The organism is Streptomyces yongxingensis (assembly GCF_055597465.1).
In genome coordinates this window covers 10,994,020-11,010,314 of the sequence record NZ_CM145717.1, presented here as the reverse complement: position 1 = coordinate 11,010,314, position 16,295 = coordinate 10,994,020, and the positions used below count along the sequence as shown (strand labels likewise).

Here is a 16,295-nt window from a genome sequence, read left to right as displayed (position 1 = left end):
GCTCATGTGGAAGCCCAACTACCTGGCCCGCATCACCGCGACAGCCGACCTCGTGATCTGGGACTCCTTCGAGCAACCGCACCGTAGGACTCGCGACTACGTGGCATTCGGTCCGTTCCAGTTCGACCGTCACCAATACGATGACGCCTTGCGGGCCCTGAATGCCGCAATCGGCTCCGACGAGACGTGATCCGCACCCGCCAACGCTAGTTCAGAGAAGCTTGCATCCGTTGTCCGGTCCTCCAGATGGATCCTCGCCAGCGGCCCTCGACGAGGGCTGGGTACAGGGACGGGCAGGAGACCGAGCCACATGTCCATTCTGGCGCGCTTCCGACTCCCACCACGACGGCACCGGCCTCGGCCTGCCCATCGTCCGCCATCTGGTCCACGCCTCCGGCGACCAGATCACCCTCAACGCCGCGACGCCGAGCGGCGGTCTGGACGCCCAGGTCCGGCTACGCCCCGCCGAGCAGGAACGTCGCTGCGGAGGCGCCACCGGACGCGCTGCTCACCGCGTCGGACGCCGAACACCGACACCCAGAAACGGTCCCCGGACGCCGGTATAACCGCTGTTCCCCGCTACCAGCGGACCGCTGGTCACGGCTGGCCGGGGCTCCTGGCGTGAGAACACCAAGATGCCCGCGAGGCTACTCTCCACACCCGATGCGGCGTCTGCGCGGAGTCAGAGGTGACGCACCCAGGAGTCACCAGTCGGTGAGGTCGATCAAACGGGAACAGTGCGGGTCGTCGATGTCGCCCGGCACGGTCCGTTCCACCTCCACGATCAGGGAGGGAAGTGCTGCGAGCAGGGCTGTCAGGGCACCGGACGGTCGTACGTCGGCGGCGACCACATCGGTGTCTTCCTCGTGGTCGACATACAGGCGCATCCGGTCGGGGCTCTGAAGGAGGAAACCTCGCAGTCGCGGGTCGGGCTGTTCTTCGGTCCAGGGGCAGGTAAGGGTGCGCAGGATGGTGAAGGCGTTGTCGCACTCCCCCGGGCCGACGGGATCGACCTGCGCCGGATCCACATGGATGAGGGCCATGCCCATCACCGTGTCGACACGGCTGCTGGAGAAGATCTGGGTACCGGTGGTCAAGGCCCGCACGATGCCGAGGACATCATTCGGGCCCGCTAGTTCCTCAGGATCGTCAACGGTGCGCAGAGGAATCTCCCAGGCCACCAAGTCATCGGAAACGCATGGGTGTCGAGGGCCAGTGACGATCCGGACCGCCGCAGCAGGGGACGGCGAGGGCAGGACACCGTGGATGAACCGGCCGTCGGGCAATGGGGCATGGATGTGGTGGAGCAGCAGGCGCACCATGTCCGCCTGCTGCTCCGCGATGTCGTCGTACGTGAGAGTCACGCATCAAACGATGTCACTGGTTGAGCCAGTTCGGGCACTTATTCAGGCCCTTGCAGTAGGCGGTGATAATACCGATCTTCTGGCCGGGGCCGGCGTCGTAATGTCCGTCGGCGGTCTTGCGGGCGTACTGGACGATCACGATGACCTGCACGCGGCGGTTGCCGTTCCAGGCATAGGCCCAGTACTCAAGGCGGGCGCCGTTCTTCTTATCGGGCTTGCCGTTGATAGCGGCATTGACGATCTTGCATTTCTTGATGTTGTGAGGGCCGGAGAAGTGTTTCCAGCCGAGCTTGCTGTTGCCTCCTCCTGAGCCGCATACGCAATTCAGTCTCCCGTCCTTATAGGCTATCGGCGATATGCTCGCGTTCCGCGGATGGCGAGCGGGTTCTGTATGCATGCCATCCGCCCCAAAGCGTCTCAGAGATGCGGGAAGCGCCACCACGTGGCGCGCCTTGATTGCAATCTCTCCACTTGCGGAATGTTCAATCCGAAAGCAAATGGAGCGATCAATGACTGCTTCCCTTCAGCTTTGAGTACCAGCTTCTCAGCGCTCGCTCCCCACGTGCACAGGTCTCGTCACCCCAGCGCAGGCCCGCTGTCACCGGTCTTCCACCCACGGACGGAGCCTCACCCATCCCGAAGCTCTTCGAGCTCGCTGCGGGTCAGGATGAAGGGCGGGATGCGGCCTTTTCAGCCCTCCTGGGTGGCGTGCACGAGACCGGCTGGCGGTTGTCCTCCGCCATGGTCGGGCGCCGGGTTGGTGATGTCGTCCAGCAGCGTGTCAATGAGCCTGGCCAGCCCCCTTGGCCCTCCGCCGCCGTAGCCGTAGGTGTAGTTGCCGCCTTCATCACTTGGGGCGCGAGAAAGACGGTGCTGTCCTCGGTGCGTACCCAGACCGCGCGGTTGCCGATGGTCAGGGCGGCGAGCGGGGAGAGGGCGGGCACGCGTTGTGGGGCGAGGGTTTCGATCTTTCCGTCGCGGGTGTGTACGGCAGGCATGTCGGTCAGCGGGTCGATGAGGATCTGTTCCTCCCCGGTGTCGCCGAGGTAGGTGGCTTAGCACCCCATCCCGGCCGACGGTATCCGCCGCTGCTGCGGCCACTTCGCCGAGGCTGTACTGCCCGGCACCATGCCCCAGGTCTCGTTGATCTGTGCTGTCGCCGCGATGATCGCTCCGAAGACCTCACCTGGCAGGGATAAGTCGGCCAGCAGCGCGTCGACCTCTTGGGACAGCTCGCACGGCCAGCCCTCCTCTTCCTGGCCGTGCGATTGTGGCTAGCCGTTGCGGGGCGGAACGTTGATGACGGTAGCGTGAGCAAGGTCGGGCTCGAGCTTCCCAGCGGATGGCGGCTCAAGCTTCGCGGACGAAGCTCGCACAGTCCGGGCAGTCATCGATATATCGATGCCGACACTCGGCAGTGTGCTGCAGAAAGGTGATCGCCTGTTGTCTTCGGATGATCTCCTCTTCGAGGGCCGCGATCTTCGCCTTCACGACCGTCTGCGCCGTTGACTTCTCAGGTGCCATGGCGGCGACCACCTCGGGCAGCGAGAGCCCGACGCGCCGCAGTTTCAGCACCGTGCGCGCCTGTTCCACAGCGCTGTCGTCGTAGATGCGGTAGCCGTTGCCATCGCGGCCCACGCTGAGCGCCCCAACATGCTCCCAGTGCCGCAGCACGTGGGCCTCTATTCCGAGTTCTGCTGCCACTTCGCCGATCGTCTGCATCGCACACGCCCTTGCCTTCACGTCGACCTGAACCCTTAGCGTCTCGATCATGCCTGACACCACTGGCCCCATGGGCTCCCGCCGCCGTCCATCGATCCTTGTCACCGGCGCGACCGGCAACCTCGGCCGGGAGGTCGTCAACCGTCTCGTAGAGCGCGACGCGCGCGTTCGATGCCTCGTGCGAGATCAGCCCGAACCGCGACCCGGAGTCGACTGGGTGGTCGGTGACCTCACAGACCCCGCTGATGTGCGTGCGGCGCTTGCCGGCATGGACGCTGTGTTCCTGATCTGGCCCCTACTCGATTCCGCCCCAGCCCACGAGGTCGTGATGGAGATCGCCGCAATGGCGCCTCGTGTCGTCTACCTGTCCTCGACCGCCATCGACGACAGCGCCTCTTGCCAGAGCGATCCCATCGTTCAGGTGCACGCCGATATGGAAGCCTTGCTGAACAGCGCCGGACTGCGCCCCATCGTGCTGCGCAGCGACACACTGGCGTCCAACGCGCGTGGCTGGGGGGCGCAGCTGTGCGGGGGCGACGAGGTGTCAGGCCCGGACGTCGCGCGGACAGCCGTGGTCGACGAGCGAGATGTCGCCGATGCCGTCGTGGCCGTACTGCTCGCGCCGCACGACCAACTCGATCACGAGCCGTACCTGCTCACAGGGCCCGAAGCCCTCACTCGCGCCGACCAGGTAGCCCAACTCGGTGCCGCCCTTCAGCGCCGCCTACGTTTCCAAGCGCTGCCAGCAGATCTGGCGCGATCGCGAATGCTCGCAGACGGTCGACCGGAGCCACTTGTGGAAGCACTGATCACCGCCTCGGTGCGGCGACCAGAGTCAAACCGCATCACTGATCACCTTGAGCACCTCATCGGCCGACCGGCCGGCACCTTCACCAAGTGGGCCGCCGATCACGCGGCAGAGTTCAGCTGACGAGAACTGCGGCCCCCTCACCCCACGCGATGACGAACATGCTCGACGCCCTGCATGGGGCTTGTCGAGTCCAAAATCGTCGTTCGATTTCTCTCAGCTTGACGCTGAAGCTCCTATGGACCGTCAAGTGCTGGAGATGCCGATGGGGCGCCCCTGAAGGCGCTGGTGAGGTGGCGGTAGACCTCGCGCGCGATGAAGCGCTTGAGGCATCTGACGATGTCCTTCGTCTTGAGCCCCTCGAGGGTGCGTCGTGCGACGTGGTTACGGGTGCGTGGGTCGTGGCGCATGCGGACCAGCACGATTGCGTGCAGCGCGCGGTTGGCCTGGCGGTCGCCGCCGCGGTTGAGTCGGTGGCGGTCGGTGCGACCGGAGGAGGCCGGCACAGGTGTGGCGGCGCACAGGTGGGCGAAGGATGCCTCGTATGGCGGATCTCGCGGTCAGGCGGCCCGTGTGACGCGAGATCGGGTGAGAGGAGCCGGGCTCTTCTTCTTCCGGGTGAGACGCCGGATCATCAGGGTGATCGCGGCCCACGTGATGAGGGTCTCCGAGTGCTGGACGAGCCGCTCGTAGTCTCGCGCGTGGCGGCGGGCGTGCATGATCCACGCAAGCGACCTCTCGACGACCCAACGACGTGGCAGCACGATGAAGCCGTAGGCGTCCTTGGGTCGGCTGACGGGCGGCCGCTTCTCGTAGTCGGGCCCGCTCCTCGGGCGGCGGCATCTGCGGCTTCCCCTTCAGCAGCGCGTCGACCGCGTTGAACAGCTCGTCCTCGCTCGGCATGCTCCGTCACGACCGTGATCGTGTCAGCGGCGTTGCCGCAGTAGCCATGCGGTGCGCCGATGACCGTGATCTCGCCCCGGAAGTTGTTCAGCGTGGCGACGATCGCCGCGCTGGCCAGCCGTCCTACGGAGACACTGGCGGGCCCATGGAACAATCCCTTCAGTCACGGGCTCAGGGGGAATGACGCCGTATGGAACGGGTTGAGGCTGCGCGAGACCTCGTGCTCGGTTACATCCGGGCGCTGAACGCGATTGATGAGGCGATGAGGGCGGCGATTCCCTCACTTGAGCGACTGGCGGATGTCGTCGGCCTGGCCCGTTCGCGGCAGATCAGCCGGGGTGATCACATCGGCATCTATTCCTACAAGGTTCATGGGACAGGGTGCCGCTTCGTGAGCGACAACGGCACTGAGGTTGATGTGGACTTCGCAGCAGACGGGAGCGAAGTCTTCGACCTCTGGCGGCTGCGCGGGTATGGGCTGAGCCTGCCGGAGCCCCTTGACATCACGGATCAGGACATAAGGTCCGCAGTGCGGTCGCTGCAGTCGCTTCTGCACGAGGTGCGACCAGGGTGGTTCAGCGTAGCCAACTGATCGCTTCAGGATGAGGTTCGCAGGCAGCGGAGGCATATGAGGGTGCAGGCCAGTTCGAGCAGGCCCTGGTGGAGGTCGGCGCGTCGTTCGTAGCGGGTGCGGAGCCGTTTGAACTGGTTCAGCCAGGCGAAGGCGCGCTCGACGACCCAACGCACCGTGCCCAGTCCTGAGCCGTGGGCGACACCGCGTCGGGCGATCACCGGCTTGACGCCGCGCTTCCACAGCAGGGGGCGGTACTTGTCGAAGTTGCAGCCGCGGTCGGCGTGCAGGCGCAGATCGCCCAGCAGCACGACCAGACGATCACATACGCCACGGCCATCCGGACCCGGACCGCGTCCACCGAGGCGATCCTGCGGCGCTTCACCCGCGACGCCTCCCACCCCACCTACGCGGCGATGCTGGAGGTCGGCCGCACCCAGAAGACCATCTTCGTGGCCCGCTACTCGCGGATCCGGAGTGGGCCGACCTCCTCACGCTCGCCGACCGGCGCGGACTGACCCCGCTGTTCTGGTCCCACGTCCGACCCTACGGCGAGGTCAACCTCGACATGGATGCGCGCCTCAACCTCGCCGCGGCCATCGTGCCGGGCCCCGGAACCCACTGGACGGCCAGCAGGCGGCTTCCCGGGATCGGCCGTGATGGCTCAACCGACTGGGAGTGGCGCCGGGTGCGGCATAGTCGATCGGCGTTAAACCGGGTCGAGGCGCGGGCTGCCACCTGCTGCGGGAAGAAAACGCCCGACGTGTGTGACGATCAACCGTCCCACCCGGGGGTGTCACCGTGGTGCCCGATCCACTCAATAGTGGATAGTCTTCGCTATAGTGGAGAACATGAGTGACGGCAGCACTTTCTCCAGCGGCCTGTCCATTGCCGAACTGGGGGCCAGGATCCGAGGCGAGCGACGGGCTCGGAGCATCAGCCTGGAACGGCTCGCCAAGCTGAGCGGCGTGAGCCAGAGCATGGTGTCCGAGGTGGAACGCGGCGCGAAGACGCCAAGCGTGCTGGTTCTCGACCGCCTGGCGACCGCACTGGGCACCTCTATCGCTCGACTGCTGGACGAACCGGTGCGCCCGGACGTCGTGGTTCTGGTCAGTGACCGGCAGCAGGTGGTACGAGACCCCGCGGGGTGGGAACGGCGGATCCTTTCCCCGGTCCTGCCGGACATCGAATTCGAGTTCATGCGCACCACCCTGGAACCGGGCGTGGACGCAGGAGAGTTCTCCCCGCACTCGCCGGGATCGCACGAGTACGTGGCAGTGGAACAAGGGTGTCTGCGCCTGACCATCGACGGTGTGCCCCACCGGCTTCAGGCCGGGGACGCAGCCTATTTCCCCGGCAACCGCCGGCACGCCTTCGCCAACGACATGGCCGAAGCGTGCGTGTACTACCTGGCTATGACACTGGCCCCGGCAGTCCAGTTCCACCGCCTGTCGGGAGGGCACGATGCATGACCTGCGGAAAGCAGCCCGTTCGGCGGCGGACCTCGCAACCGAACACCTGGCGGGTGTGCCCGGGGGGCCGGTGTGGCGGCCGGTGTCCGAGGCGGACCGCGCGTGGCTCACCCGCCAGCCACTGCCCGCCGACGGCCGCCCGCTGGCGGACCTACTGGACGAGGTGCGCGACCGGATCCTGCCGTATCCCATGGGCAACGGGCATCCGCGGTTCTTCGGCTGGGTCAACTCCCCGCCGTCCCCCGCCGGCGTCCTGGTGGCCCCCCTGGCCGCGGCCATGAACCCCAGCTGCGCGGGCGGAGACCACACTGGCGTTCTGCTGGAGCGCACCGCCGTGCGGTGGCTGGCGGAGCTGGTGGGATTCCCCCACCCCCCGGCGGCCGGGCTGCTGACCAGCGGAGCCTCCATGGCCACCATCACGGCACTAGCCACGGCCCGCCACCAGGCGTTCCGCGACCAGGGCCACGACGTGCGCGAGACCGGCCTGTACGGGCATCGCCCGATGGCGCTCTACGTGTCCGCCGAGGCGCACAGCTGTCTGCGCAAAGCGGCAGAACTTCTCGGCCTGGGCACCCGGTACCTCCGCACCGTCCCGGTCGACTCGGCTTTCCGCATGGACACCGGCGAGCTGCGCCGTCTGATCGCGGCTGACCAGCGAGCCGGGGTGCGGCCGTTCTTCGTCGCCGCCAGCGCGGGAACGGTCAACACCGGAACCGTCGACCCCCTGGACGACATCGCCGCGATCGCTCTCGAGCACCGACTGTGGTTCCACGTCGACGGTGCCTACGGCGCGCTCGGCATCCTCGCCGACGACGCCGCCCCCGGCTTTGCCGGACTGGAACGGGCGGACTCTCTGGCTCTGGACCCACACAAGTGGCTTGGCGTCCCCGTTGATGCCGGCTGCATCCTCTTCCGCGAACCGGCCGGCCCGCGCGACGCCTTCAGCCTGGTTCCCCCCTACCTGCGCGACGAGGACGCCGGGGAGCTGGGCTGGTTCTCCGAGTACGGCACCGAACAGACCCGCCCGTTCCGAGCACTGCGCGTATGGGCCACGATCGCCCACCTCGGCCGGGACGGCATCGTTCACCTGGTACAGCACACCACCAGGCTCGCGCGCACGCTCGCCGAGTTGATCGAAGCTTCCGACGACTTCGAGCTGCTCGCCCCGGCGGTCACTTCCATCACCGCGTTCCGCCACCGCCCTCCGGACCTCGACACAGACCGCGCGGAAGCACTGAACGAGGCGATCCCGGCCGCCGTGCAGCGCCGTGGGCACGCCTTCCTCACCGGCACGCGGATCTCGGGTGCCGCGGCCCTGCGCGCCTGTGTCCTCCACCCAGGCACCACGAAGGACGACCTGACCGTCCTGCTCGACGAAATCCGAGCCGCGGCTCGGGAGGTCACCACATGAGTCCTCAATACCTGGTCGTCGACCTCGGCGGCGTGCTGTTCCACTTCGACCACGCCCATCGCCTGCAACGCCTGGCCGATGTCTTTGCGCTCCCCGCAGATCGAATCGACGTGTTGCTGTGGCGGTCCGGGTTCAGCGCCGACTGCGATTCGGGCAAGTACCCGCACGCGGCGGAGATCCGGGACCGTATTCGGGCTGCCACCGGCTTCACCGGCAGCGACGATGACCTCGACGCTGCCTGGTGCAGCGCCTTCCGGCCCGACTACGCCGTTCGGGAGACACTGGAACGCCACCGCGGCTCCCGGCCCTTGGCGCTGTTCACCAACAACGGCCCGCTGGAGCAGGAGGCGCTGCTTCGGCTGTACTCCACGATGTTCGACTGCTTCGACCACCTGCTGTTCAGCCATCGCCTCGGCCACCGAAAGCCTGCCCTGGCTGCCTTCGGCGCCGCCGCGAAACAACTGGGCGCCCGCCCGGACGACATCCTCTTCATCGATGACAGCGCAGCCAACACCGACGCAGCACGCGCCGCAGGCTGGACCGCCCTCCACTTCCAGAGCAGAGAGACCATCGAGCGAACCCTGGCCCTCGAATGCAGTAACGCCACGACACAAGGCGTGCAGGCATGTTGATCTAACGGCCGATTGGTGAGCAAGATCGGTAAGCGAGGCTTCACAGCCGGATCGGCACCGGATCATGCTCATAAAGCGGTGTCATAAAGTCATCTCAAGAACTTGAGGAGCACCCTTTTCTGTACGATTTGGCGGGTGCAGCCACCCCAGGACGACGACACCGCCAAGCGCGCCCCTGCTCCTTCGCGAGGGCACACAGCTCGGCATACTCCTTGTCCTCGGCGAGGTTGTTCGGCGTGCACAGGGCCCTTGCAGGATGCCCGCGCGGGCGAACCGCTTGACGGTCTCGACGGTCTCCTCGAAGCCCCCGGGGCGGCCACGGAAAACGCCGTGCGAGTCGGCCGAGAAGCCGTCGAGGGACACGTTCATGTGCGCCCCCAAGGCGGCGAAGGCCGCGATCTGCTCGTTCGTGATGATCGTCGCGTTCGTGCACACCTCGGCCCCCATGCCCGCGTCGCGGAACGCGGCGGCCACCTCGATCAGCTCGGTGTACATGAACGGCTCACCGCCGGTCAGCGTGACGCGGTTGACCCGGGCCTCGGCGAGCTGGGGCACCAGGCGGTCACGGACCGGGGACAGGGGCATGAACTCGCCGCGCTTCGTCGCCGAGACGAAGCAGTGTTTGCAGGACTCGTTGCACGGCTCGCACACCCGGACGAGCGCCTTGCGGTGTGGGTGATCCACAGGTGTTCGGAAGTAGCAGGACGCAGCTTGCGCCCCAGTGATGATCGGACGGGCTGTCATACAAGCCTCCACAGTTGGCGGTGGTGCCCGCGCCCCGGCCGGGCGACACTCAGGCGAGCGCGGCCGGGGGCGGGAGTCTCATCAGGCGGGGACGTACGGGAGAGCGGCGCGCACCTCGTCCCCCAGGCGGCGTATGCACGGCTCGCAGCTGTAGAGCGGCACCTGGTGCCCCGCGCTCTCCGCCGTGCCGAGCAGCAGCGTCGGCAGGGCAATGCGCTGGCACCACAGCCAGCAGTCACCCGGCACTGGTTGGCGCCGCTCGGGCGCCGGCGCCGGGGTGGCGCCTGCGGATGAGGACGCCCCGGACCTTCCTCTCCAGGTGTCGGATACACCTCCTCGCATGCGTGCAAGGAAGCGTTGCCGCCTTCCCAGAGGACCGGGCCGAGCCACAACACCGGGAGCGCGGTGCGCTCGCACCACAGCCAGCAGTTGCCAATGGTCCAGCGTCGCCGCACGAGCGACCTCCTTTCCCTGCCGTGACGGCTCCGGCCGCCCTCCCCCGGGGGAGTAGGAAGCGGCGGCCGGAGCCCCGGACCACCCCGGGCCGAGGCTCACGGGCACGCCTGGCCGGGGTGGGGGTCATGGATGGGTGATGCCGTAGCTGAGCACGCCCAGGAGCGTGGCCACGGCCAGGACGTACAGCAGTTGTCCGGTGGTGGGCCTCATCGCGGCTTACCTGTGTCAAGCAGGTGTCCGGCGCTGCCGCCAGTGTCGCGCCAACACGGCTGGCAGGCCCAGGAGACGCGTCTCAAGCCGTCGCTGGACTCCCACACGTCGACCACGACATGGTCCCGCGTGGTGGTGGCGCAGAAGCGGCACACCCGTACAGGAGCCAGATCGGCAGCCTCGTCCAGCGGCCCGACGACGGCCTCCATCGCCCGGCGCAGGGCGGCAGCGTCAGTGAACAGCCGATCAGCCTCCGGCGGGTGGATCCAGCGGGTGCCGCCGCGATCGCCGTCCAGCCCGGGGACCGTGAGCCTGTCCCCTGCCCGATAGAGGGTCATGCCCAGAGGCGGAGCCGCAGGCCAGGCGTCTGCCCCGCCCGGTGGAATGATCCACACCAGCTCCTGACGCACCGGGTCCTCGAAGACCGCACCCGCACTGTCACCGAGAGCGTCCAGGACGTGACGGCCCCAGTCATCCGGAGTCGCGACAGCGTTCCAGGTCTCATCAGCGCGCATCAGGTCGAGCGGCTGCTTGGGCAGGAGGCTGGCGAGCACATGCCCGCTCATAGATCTTCCTCTCCGGTGGTGCGTGCTTGTGGTGTCCGCCCGTCGAGCGGCATGCCGTTGTGGGGGTGACGGGAGGGGCGGGCTGCTGCCCGCCCGGCTTCAGGGCGAGGCCGCGAACTCGCAGCCGCACCGCGTGCCGTCGTGTAGGGAGGTCAGGCTCGCTCTCAAAGACGTGCCGCATCCGCGGCAGACGAGCCGTCATGGGCGGTCGGGTGCGCCGGGATAGTCCTCGTCCGGGTCGAATCCGGTTCGCCGCGCTTCCCATAGCGCCTCATCGAGTTGCGCGGCCGGGTCCCACTCAGGGGCCAGCCCCTTGCTTGACTGAGGGGCACCGAACGGGCTGGGGATATCGCAGGAGTGGCCGCCGAACACCATGCCGAGGCTGACCCACCGGCGGTTGTCTGTGCGGTCTGTTTGAGAGCTCACAGGAGATTCCCCTCCTCCAGGGGCGTTGTCGCGTAGGCCAGCGCGCGCCCGTGGTCTGCACTCTTCTCGACCGGCTCACCGACGGCCTCACCTGCGGCCTTGACGCCGATGCCGTGTTGGAGCACGGGCTGACGCTGGTCAGGGCAGCGGCCTCATGAGCAAGGATGCGGCTCCGATCGGGGCGGTCGGCGTGGTCGGCGCGGGCGCGGTCGGACAAGCCACGGCCGCAGCGCTCGTCACCTCCGGTCTGGCTGCCCGCCTGCTGGTCACCTCGCGCACATCCTCACGCGCGGCCGCGCTGGTGGCGGACCTGGACGACATGCGCACCGCGCTGCGCGGGTCAACCTACCCGCTGACCTGCCACCCTGCCGACCTGATGGACTGCGACGCCGTGGTGGTCGCCTTACGGGCGTCGTTCACTAACACCCGCGCCACTGACGTCCGTATGGCCGGTGCCTCGGCGAATGGCGCCCTGGTCGCCGGGCTCGCGGGGAAGCTGCGCGGCTATGGCGGCACCGTGCTGATGGTGACCAATCCGGTCGACCTGATGGCGAGAATGTTCGCCGACGTCTCCGGCTGCCGCCGGGTGTATGGGATCGGCTCGGCCCTGGACACCGCGCGCTACCGGACGGCGCTCGCCGTCCACGTCGGGGCGCCGCTGGCGGCGGTCAGCGGGCAGGTGATCGGCGAGCACGGTGATCACCTGGTGGTGTGCGCATCATCGACCACCGTCAACGATGAGCCAGCGGACGTGCCCGTTCGGGTGATCTTCAACGAATTGTGCTCGAGGCCCGGGCGGATCAGCGCCGGTATCGGCCGCACCCGCTACGGACCTGCCGGTGCCGTGCTCGAAACCGTGCACCTGGCCCTCGGCCTGGCCGACGGCACCACGCAGCTCTCCACGGCCTACCAAGGCGGCTGGCTGGGAATTCCGTTGCGATTCACCGCAGGCCAGCCCATACCGTGCCTCCCACAGCTGGCTCCCAGCGAGGCCACTCACTTCCAGTCCGCCGACGCCAAGCTCCGCACCGCATACGAGGCCCTCACCCCGGCGCTCCAGCCCATCCCGTCCACTCCTGAAGGGAACCACCACCCGTGACCGCTACCGCTACCCGCATCACCGCCGCCGACGCGGGCGTGACCGTCATCAGCCACACCCCCGCCATCACCAACTGGGCCGACCGCTACTTCGGCGCCTGGTGGAACGCCTCTGCCACCACCCCCGCTGAGGCCAGCGGCGGATTTCCGGCGGTCTTCGCCGACGTCGACCCGGAACTCGTGGAAGACATGTCGTTGCTGGTCGACACCTTGCAGCACGATGCAATCACCTACGCGAAGGCCAAAATGCTGGTCGCCCACGACCGGGACGGCGCTGTCGTGGCGTTCTCCCCCGACGAGCAACTGGCCTACCGGTTCCAGCCGGAACGCCAGCGCCTGACGATCGCCGGGCGCGCGGCCCAGCCGGTCGCCGTCGCGGCTTCGCGCCTGGCCCGCGAGATGGTCCGCGCGCAGCTGCTGCGCGACGGCTGGACGGTGCTTCACGCCTCAGCCGCCGACCGCGACGGCCGCACCGTCCTGACCTTCGGCTCCAAGGGCGCCGGGAAGACCACCGTGGCCATGCTGCTGGCCTCCTGGGGACACGACCTGCTCGCAAACGACCGGGTGCTCGTACGCCCCGAAGGCGAGCGGCTACGGGTGCTGCCGTGGCCGTCCGCCGCCGCTCTCGGCCTGGGCCTGCTGGACGCCCTCGGTCTGTACGACGTGGTCCGCGAACGGCTCCAGGCCGGGGAAGAGCTACACCCCACCCAGCACCAGGCGGTGACCGACGCGCTCCTGGCCGGGCAGCGAGAGCCGCTGTGGGCGCCCGGCGACGGCAAGCGGGAGCGGAAGGCCCAGCTCTTTCCTGACCAGTTCGTGACCTGGTTCGGTATGCGCCTGGCGACCGAAGGCAGCGCTGTCGCGCTGCTGTTCCCCCGCATCACCCCGGGTGCGGACCCCGCTCTCACGCACGAGGTGCGTCAGGTGACTGAGTCCGACTTCATGAGCGGGAGCACCGAGGACCGCTACCCCGACGTCTTCGGCCTGGCCGAGGGGATCGACGGTGGCGGCAGCGAGTCTGCCCGCCGCGCGGTCGCCGAGCGCCTGGCCAAGCTCCCGCATCACGCACTCGTCCTCGGCCACTGCACAACCGCCAATACGGCATTCCTCTCCAACCTCTTGGAGAACGCCTGAAGGCTGCGAAGCCCCCGCACCTTGTGGTGGCATGCGCGAGGCCGGGGGCCCGCTTCCCAACCCCCCACCCTACGCGGTCTACCGTCTCCGGCGGACTGCGGTGCATGAGAGGAGGCGGGCCGCCTTCCGGGCCTGGCCGGTCAGGACGCCGAGCAGGAAGGACAGGGCGAGGATCGCGCACGCCGTCCGTGTCGCCGCCCTACGCACGGCCCCTGGCACCGTGCGCGGGTCCTTTTCGTACGCCCGCCGGGCCTCACGGCGCACATACGCCGTCGGTACCCGGCGTCGCCAACTCAGCTGGCGGCGTGACTGTTCCTCGTTGTCATTGACTGTGAGCACTTCTCTTGGGGCGAAGGTGGACCGCCCGTATTCCACGGCGGTCCGCCATACCCTGATCCAGCGCGGCGTCTGCGGATCGTCAGGATCTCCCGCATCATTGAGCAGTGCCATGACAGCGTCGCCGACCTTTTTGAGCTCCTCTGTCCTCATGGAGGACTGAGACAACCCGCTTTTGGGCTGCGCGAGTTGCGCTAGATGTTCTTCCATCCAGAGCCACGCCTGATGCTCCGCCGTCTGTCCTCCTGGTGTGCCGCCCTGTGGTGCCTCGGCGACGAGGATGGCCTTGTGCAGCCGCTGCTCCTGCTCTCTGCGCTCCTCATCGCTCATGCCGCCGAGGAGGCGCAGCAAGTGGTGCGCGCCGTCCATACGACCCCAGGTGAAATCGGACTGCCGCCATTCCGCGTCGATGAACGCGCCGAAGTGGGCCAGGCGCACCCCGTAGAGCTTGCGCTCACCCATTCCGTCAAAGCGGTCCTCGTGGAAGAGCGGGCTCATCGTGTCCGGGCCGAGTCGCATGAATTCGAACTTCGGCGGGAGCGGTTCGACGAGTTTCGAAGGCGGCGCGTACACGCGCGTCACGACTTCGACGGTCAGGCAAGCAGTGACAGCCTCCTGATCGCTCCAGCCGTTGTGCAGGCCCGCCGCCGTCATCGCGTTCACATAGTGCTCCCCCGCGGCCTTGATGGTCTCCCTCAGTTTCTCGGGGATGTCCAGTTGCCGGTAGAGCCGTTCGTAGAGTCGAGCAGCCCCTTCTTCCGCCAAGTCACCGGGATTGGCTTTGATGCGGATCTCGGTGTCGAGCGCTTCGGTCAGTGCGAGCACCCGCCGCAGGCACTTGCTGACCTTTCGGCCTCCGTCAGTCAGTGCCGAGAGAACGTCCTTGTTCGTCTCTGTGTCAAGCATTTCCAGAAGGTGGTCGATGAGACATTGAAGGACACGCTCAGCTGCGATGATCCCCCAGTTCCATGGCCCGTCCGAGGCAAAATCCACGGGCTGGTCGTAGCAGGGGATCCAGCTTGGGCTTTCAGGGTCTCGTCCTGTGCCCGAGTGGGGGGCAAGAATTTTTTCCAGGCGGGCGCTGTCCGTTTCCGGCGTCGCCATCAGCGATCTGGTCCGGTCGGTCTCACTGATCCGTTTGCGCAGGTCGTAGAGGAGGGCGGCGGCCCGGTTACGACGGTATTCGTTGTTGAGGTTGCCTGCCACGTTCCGGATGTGCCGATAAAATGGTTGCTTGCCCCCGCTGTCCTTCACATCGTTGAACATCCTCTGAAATAGTTCCAGTTGGCGATCACGGATGCCGGAACACACACGCGTGGCGAGGTCTTCCATACCGGACCGAAGATTGACCTCCTGCGGATAGCGGATCGCGTTCAGCGCCGCCGAGTTCCAGCGGATCTTGTCGCACGGCTGTTCCTTGGTGCTCTCCTGAGCCAGTCGGCCTACTGACGGCACCACGTAGACGACGACGCGCTTCAGGGGATTGTCAAGCTTGCGCCTGGTGATCGCTTCAAGGACAGGGCCGAAGGGGGCATTGTTGAGGATGCCACCATCGAGAACGCAGCTGGCGGGAAAGTCGAGCTCGGCTCGCGGCTGCACGCGGTATTTCAGCAGCGGGTACTCGGACACCGCAGGGAATGCTACCGGAAACCCGGCGGTGGCACGGGCAGCATCGATCAACGCCGTCAGATCCTCGTCCTTGAAATGAGAGACACAAGGAATTTCGTCGAATTTCCAGTGCCGGCAGTCCTCCTTCTTGTACGTCACGTTCTCGTCCTGCTGAAATCGGTAGAGGCGCCGGTGGTCACGAACGTCGAATTCTCCGCCGAATCCGTCCTCGTAATTGAGGTTGCGTCCGTCCAGGGCCGTCGCTGTCACGAACAGCGTGACGGGGTGGCGGCTGCCACACGGGGCGCCGCCGATGTCGTGCACTGCGTTGGCGACCTTATTTCTGAAGGTGTCGCCGTTGAGCACACTGATCTGTGACGTCGGGTGCAGCAGCGTTTTCAGGTCTGCGGAGTCCTTCCACAGATCGCGCAGCGGTGGCAGCTTCGCGCCCCGGGCGATCGCCGTGGCCAGCATCAGACCGTTGATGCCGCCAGCAGAAGTTCCCGAGATGACGTCGATCACGACCCGCGTTCCAGCCTTGCGCGCGAGTCGTGCCCAGATGTCGAACACCTCCCGGTCCCGTTCGTCGATCGTGTCCTTGTCCTCGTCCTTGCCGCTGGACGCGCGGCGCAGCAGGTCAAGCTCATGAGTGACGCCGCCCATCCACACGGCGAGACTGACGCCCCCGTTCATCACCAAGGCAAGCCGGGTTTCATGATGAGGGGGGGTCTCGGTGTCGTTGGCCATCGCGACTTCCCTTCCTTTGGGAAAGCTACTCCGGGCCTGCCCGGCGCATCCATCAGTCGGAGCGACCACCTGCACCGATGCGCCGTT

Annotated in this window: 18 protein-coding genes and 2 pseudogenes; 9 read left to right on the top strand and 11 right to left on the bottom strand. The window is 67.2% G+C overall.

All coding sequences use genetic code 11. The features are described from left to right. The first annotated feature begins 4 nt into the window (after window positions 1-4). Complete coding sequence (locus tag ACZ6TD_RS46710; RefSeq protein ID WP_471348194.1) at window positions 5-190, top strand: hypothetical protein; 186 nt, start codon at window positions 5-7, stop codon at window positions 188-190. Window positions 191-704: 514 nt separating this feature from the next. Here ACZ6TD_RS46710 and ACZ6TD_RS46705 read toward each other — a convergent pair. The 3 genes from ACZ6TD_RS46705 to ACZ6TD_RS46695 all read right to left on the bottom strand — a co-directional run bounded on the left by ACZ6TD_RS46705 (window position 705) and on the right by ACZ6TD_RS46695 (window position 3,137). Beyond that, complete coding sequence (locus ACZ6TD_RS46705; protein ID WP_471348192.1) at window positions 705-1,364, bottom strand: hypothetical protein; 660 nt, start codon at window positions 1,362-1,364, stop codon at window positions 705-707. 13 nt (window positions 1,365-1,377) lie between these two features. Then, window positions 1,378-1,761: a hypothetical protein gene (locus tag ACZ6TD_RS46700; RefSeq protein ID WP_471348189.1), complete on the bottom strand. Its 384-nt coding sequence runs from the start codon at window positions 1,759-1,761 to the stop codon at window positions 1,378-1,380. A gap of 953 nt (window positions 1,762-2,714) precedes the next feature. Further along, on the bottom strand, window positions 2,715-3,137 hold the full coding sequence (locus tag ACZ6TD_RS46695) for a MerR family transcriptional regulator (protein WP_471348187.1): 423 nt from the start codon (window positions 3,135-3,137) through the stop codon (window positions 2,715-2,717). Between ACZ6TD_RS46695 and ACZ6TD_RS46690 the strand changes: the two genes are divergently transcribed. Further along, window positions 3,136-4,017, top strand: a complete 882-nt coding sequence (locus ACZ6TD_RS46690) for an NAD(P)H-binding protein (RefSeq protein ID WP_471348185.1) — start codon at window positions 3,136-3,138, stop codon at window positions 4,015-4,017. The two genes, ACZ6TD_RS46695 and ACZ6TD_RS46690, sit on opposite strands and share 2 nt — an antisense overlap. Before the next feature lie 113 nt (window positions 4,018-4,130). Here the strand turns inward: ACZ6TD_RS46690 and ACZ6TD_RS46685 are convergent. Both ACZ6TD_RS46685 and ACZ6TD_RS46680 read right to left on the bottom strand, forming a co-directional pair. Continuing rightward, window positions 4,131-4,436, bottom strand: a pseudogene (locus tag ACZ6TD_RS46685) (transposase); the annotation flags it as partial. Window positions 4,437-4,508: 72 nt separating this feature from the next. After that, window positions 4,509-4,691 (bottom strand): annotated as a pseudogene (locus ACZ6TD_RS46680) (transposase); the annotation flags it as partial. 296 nt (window positions 4,692-4,987) lie between these two features. On the opposite strand from ACZ6TD_RS46680, the gene ACZ6TD_RS46675 reads away from it, so the two are divergent. Continuing rightward, a complete protein-coding gene (locus tag ACZ6TD_RS46675; RefSeq protein WP_471348182.1) occupies window positions 4,988-5,389 on the top strand; it encodes a DUF6896 domain-containing protein in 402 nt (133 codons plus the stop codon). 5 nt (window positions 5,390-5,394) lie between these two features. Here ACZ6TD_RS46675 and ACZ6TD_RS46670 read toward each other — a convergent pair whose 3' ends face one another. Further along, the gene (locus ACZ6TD_RS46670) at window positions 5,395-5,679 is read right to left on the bottom strand and encodes a transposase (protein WP_471348180.1); all 285 of its coding nucleotides are present in this window, start codon (window positions 5,677-5,679) and stop codon (window positions 5,395-5,397) included. On the opposite strand from ACZ6TD_RS46670, the gene ACZ6TD_RS46665 reads away from it, so the two are divergent. The 4 genes from ACZ6TD_RS46665 to ACZ6TD_RS46650 all read left to right on the top strand — a co-directional run bounded on the left by ACZ6TD_RS46665 (window position 5,653) and on the right by ACZ6TD_RS46650 (window position 8,883). Next, window positions 5,653-5,886: a Tn3 family transposase gene (locus tag ACZ6TD_RS46665; protein WP_471348177.1), complete on the top strand. Its 234-nt coding sequence runs from the start codon at window positions 5,653-5,655 to the stop codon at window positions 5,884-5,886. The two genes, ACZ6TD_RS46670 and ACZ6TD_RS46665, sit on opposite strands and share 27 nt — an antisense overlap. A 333-nt stretch (window positions 5,887-6,219) precedes the next feature. Further along, a complete protein-coding gene (locus ACZ6TD_RS46660) occupies window positions 6,220-6,840 on the top strand; it encodes a helix-turn-helix domain-containing protein (protein ID WP_471348175.1) in 621 nt (206 codons plus the stop codon). After that, window positions 6,833-8,251 carry a pyridoxal phosphate-dependent decarboxylase family protein gene (locus ACZ6TD_RS46655; RefSeq protein ID WP_471348173.1) on the top strand — a complete coding sequence of 473 codons (1,419 nt, stop codon included), beginning with the start codon at window positions 6,833-6,835 and terminating at the stop codon, window positions 8,249-8,251. Before ACZ6TD_RS46660 ends, ACZ6TD_RS46655 begins: the two co-directional genes overlap by 8 nt. Then, complete coding sequence (locus ACZ6TD_RS46650) at window positions 8,248-8,883, top strand: HAD-IA family hydrolase (protein WP_471348171.1); 636 nt, start codon at window positions 8,248-8,250, stop codon at window positions 8,881-8,883. The genes ACZ6TD_RS46655 and ACZ6TD_RS46650 overlap by 4 nt, the downstream gene beginning before the upstream one ends. An 81-nt stretch (window positions 8,884-8,964) precedes the next feature. On the opposite strand, the gene ACZ6TD_RS46645 is transcribed toward ACZ6TD_RS46650, so the two are convergent. From ACZ6TD_RS46645 to ACZ6TD_RS46630, 4 genes are all read right to left on the bottom strand, one after another. After that, window positions 8,965-9,627 (bottom strand): radical SAM protein, encoded by a 663-nt coding sequence (locus ACZ6TD_RS46645; protein WP_471348169.1) that lies wholly within the window; start codon window positions 9,625-9,627, stop codon window positions 8,965-8,967. Window positions 9,628-9,708: 81 nt separating this feature from the next. Beyond that, window positions 9,709-9,873 (bottom strand): hypothetical protein, encoded by a 165-nt coding sequence (locus ACZ6TD_RS46640; protein WP_471348167.1) that lies wholly within the window; start codon window positions 9,871-9,873, stop codon window positions 9,709-9,711. A gap of 416 nt (window positions 9,874-10,289) precedes the next feature. Then, window positions 10,290-10,859: a hypothetical protein gene (locus tag ACZ6TD_RS46635; RefSeq protein ID WP_471348165.1), complete on the bottom strand. Its 570-nt coding sequence runs from the start codon at window positions 10,857-10,859 to the stop codon at window positions 10,290-10,292. Between the two features lie 422 nt (window positions 10,860-11,281). Further along, window positions 11,282-11,410 (bottom strand): hypothetical protein, encoded by a 129-nt coding sequence (locus ACZ6TD_RS46630; protein ID WP_471348163.1) that lies wholly within the window; start codon window positions 11,408-11,410, stop codon window positions 11,282-11,284. A 29-nt stretch (window positions 11,411-11,439) separates the two neighbouring features. Between ACZ6TD_RS46630 and ACZ6TD_RS46625 the strand changes: the two genes are divergently transcribed. Both ACZ6TD_RS46625 and ACZ6TD_RS46620 read left to right on the top strand, forming a co-directional pair. Next, entirely contained in the window at window positions 11,440-12,384 is a 945-nt protein-coding gene (locus ACZ6TD_RS46625) for a lactate/malate family dehydrogenase (RefSeq protein ID WP_471348161.1), read from the top strand. Beyond that, window positions 12,381-13,517 (top strand): phosphoenolpyruvate carboxykinase (ATP), encoded by a 1,137-nt coding sequence (locus tag ACZ6TD_RS46620; protein ID WP_471348159.1) that lies wholly within the window; start codon window positions 12,381-12,383, stop codon window positions 13,515-13,517. Before ACZ6TD_RS46625 ends, ACZ6TD_RS46620 begins: the two co-directional genes overlap by 4 nt. A gap of 78 nt (window positions 13,518-13,595) precedes the next feature. Here ACZ6TD_RS46620 and ACZ6TD_RS46615 read toward each other — a convergent pair whose 3' ends face one another. Further along, window positions 13,596-16,208 carry a DUF3376 domain-containing protein gene (locus ACZ6TD_RS46615; RefSeq protein WP_471348157.1) on the bottom strand — a complete coding sequence of 871 codons (2,613 nt, stop codon included), beginning with the start codon at window positions 16,206-16,208 and terminating at the stop codon, window positions 13,596-13,598. Window positions 16,209-16,295 lie beyond the last annotated feature (87 nt).